The sequence below is a fragment of the Acidiphilium sp. AL genome (assembly GCF_025499445.1).
Taxonomy (GTDB): domain Bacteria; phylum Pseudomonadota; class Alphaproteobacteria; order Acetobacterales; family Acetobacteraceae; genus Acidiphilium; species Acidiphilium iwatense.
Window position 1 is genome coordinate 1 of record NZ_JAIMBZ010000109.1, and the last position, 1,817, is coordinate 1,817.

General features: G+C 60.3%; 1 protein-coding gene and 1 pseudogene. One reads left to right on the forward strand and one right to left on the reverse strand.

What is annotated here, in order from left to right:
• Positions 1 to 505: pseudogene (locus AiwAL_RS20085) on the forward strand (ISAzo13 family transposase); the annotation flags it as partial.
• A gap of 157 nt (positions 506 to 662) precedes the next feature.
• Here AiwAL_RS20085 and AiwAL_RS20090 read toward each other — a convergent pair.
• Positions 663 to 1,817: reverse transcriptase domain-containing protein (locus tag AiwAL_RS20090; RefSeq protein WP_262313482.1), on the reverse strand; the 1,155-nt coding region annotated here is incomplete at its 5' end.

The window sequence follows — 1,817 nt, forward strand, 5'->3', positions numbered from 1 at the left end:
CAACCGCAAGACGCGCGAGGGAACCCATAATCCAGATCGCGATGCGCAGTTTCGCTATATCAACGATCGCGTGAAAGCGGCGCTCGACGCGGGTGAGCCAGCGATCTCCGTCGACACCAAGAAAAAGGAGCTGGTCGGCAATTTCAAGAACGCCGGCCGCGAGTGGGCTCCAAAAGGTTCGCCTGAACAAGTGCGTGTGCACGATTTCCTCATTCCAGAACTTGGACGCGCCGCGCCCTATGGCGTTTACGATATCGGCGACAACGCCGGCTGGGTCAGCGTCGGCGTCGGCCATGACACGGCGAGCTTCGCGGTCAATGCCATCAGGCGCTGGTGGTCGTTGATGGGCAGCGTGCGTTACCCGCACGCGACATCGCTCACGATCACCGCCGATGGCGGCGGCAGCAATGGTTCACGCGTGCGATTGTGGAAAATCGAACTCCAGAAACTGGCGGATGAACTCGGCCTCGCCATCACCGTGCATCACCTGCCGCCCGGCACGAGCAGTAGAGTCGACGACTGGCGCGGTGGCGTTAGCCTTCCGGTGGGTTATCGGCGGCGCTTTCGCGTCGCCCCCTCAATCCGAACTGGCATAGCTCCGTTTCCAGTCGCCGCTCGTCAAACTGGACGTGCAGATCACCCGCATCCAGCTTTCACCTGCGTCATTGGGCCTTCGTGCTCGGCAGGTCAGCGCGGCGTAGCGGTAAGGCATAGAGGCCGAGAGTCTCGTAGAGATACTCATCCGGATATTGGCGATATCCGGTGCCCGCTTGTCCGCTTCGTCGTGTCAACCAGCGTTGAAAACGCCGTTGGGTGTACCAGCGCACAACTTTGTAGACCCGGAGAACCGGTCCCTGGTTGAAGTACGCAGCCCAGCCGCGGAGCAGCGAATTGATTGCTGCGACCCGTAGTTCTGGACTTTCGGCATGCTTGTATGGCGTTGTCGCGTCGTGGATTCGTTGGAGTAGTCGGTGGACGGATTTCCGAGACGGGACCGTGCCGATAAAAGGCACGCCGTCTTTGCCATAGAAACAACCGATGGAATAGCCTAGGAAATCGAAGTTTCCCTCGGGGAGTCGCACCAGTTGCGTCTTGGCTTCGTTCACCGTCAGTCCGAGCCTCGTCATCAGTTGCCGCATCGTCGCCAGTGCTGCCGGTCCGTTTCCGGGTCGGCAGCAGATGACGAGGTCATCGGCGTAGTTGACGACGTGGGCGTCGAGTCGCTTGCGGTGACCGAACGCTTCCCAGGCCAGGAGGAAGCGACGGAAATAGAGATTCGCCAGCAAAGGTGAAATCGGAGAGCCCTGGGGGGTTCCCCGATGCCGGTCCTTTGCCTCCGTCGTGCATCGGGTCGTGCGCTGGTCACGCTCGATTACCGGTGCCGTGAGCCAGGTTTTGATTACGGAGAGGAGTTTCCCGTCCGTAATTCGCCGGCTCACGCAGCGCATCAAGGGGCCGTGCGGAATCGAGGTGAAGTAGTCGCTGAGATCAGCGTCCACCACCTCCGCTCGTCCATGGGCCGTGATGTGCCAGAAGGCTTTGCGAACCGCCATTTTGGCGTCCATCGCCGGACGGAATCCATACTGGTTACCCAGTAGATCCGCCTCCAAGATCGGTCCCACTACCAGCAAAACCGCCATCTCGACCACACGGTCGAGAATACAAGGAATGCCGAGCGGACGCTCATGTCTCCCCTCATTTTGAGGCCGCAGGCGCCATTTAGCCGAAGAATCGATTGAGGCCTGTCGGCATTCCGGAAGGAATCCTGGCGGCCCGGTTCCGATTCCGATTGTTGCGCGCCGCCGAAATCTCTTGCC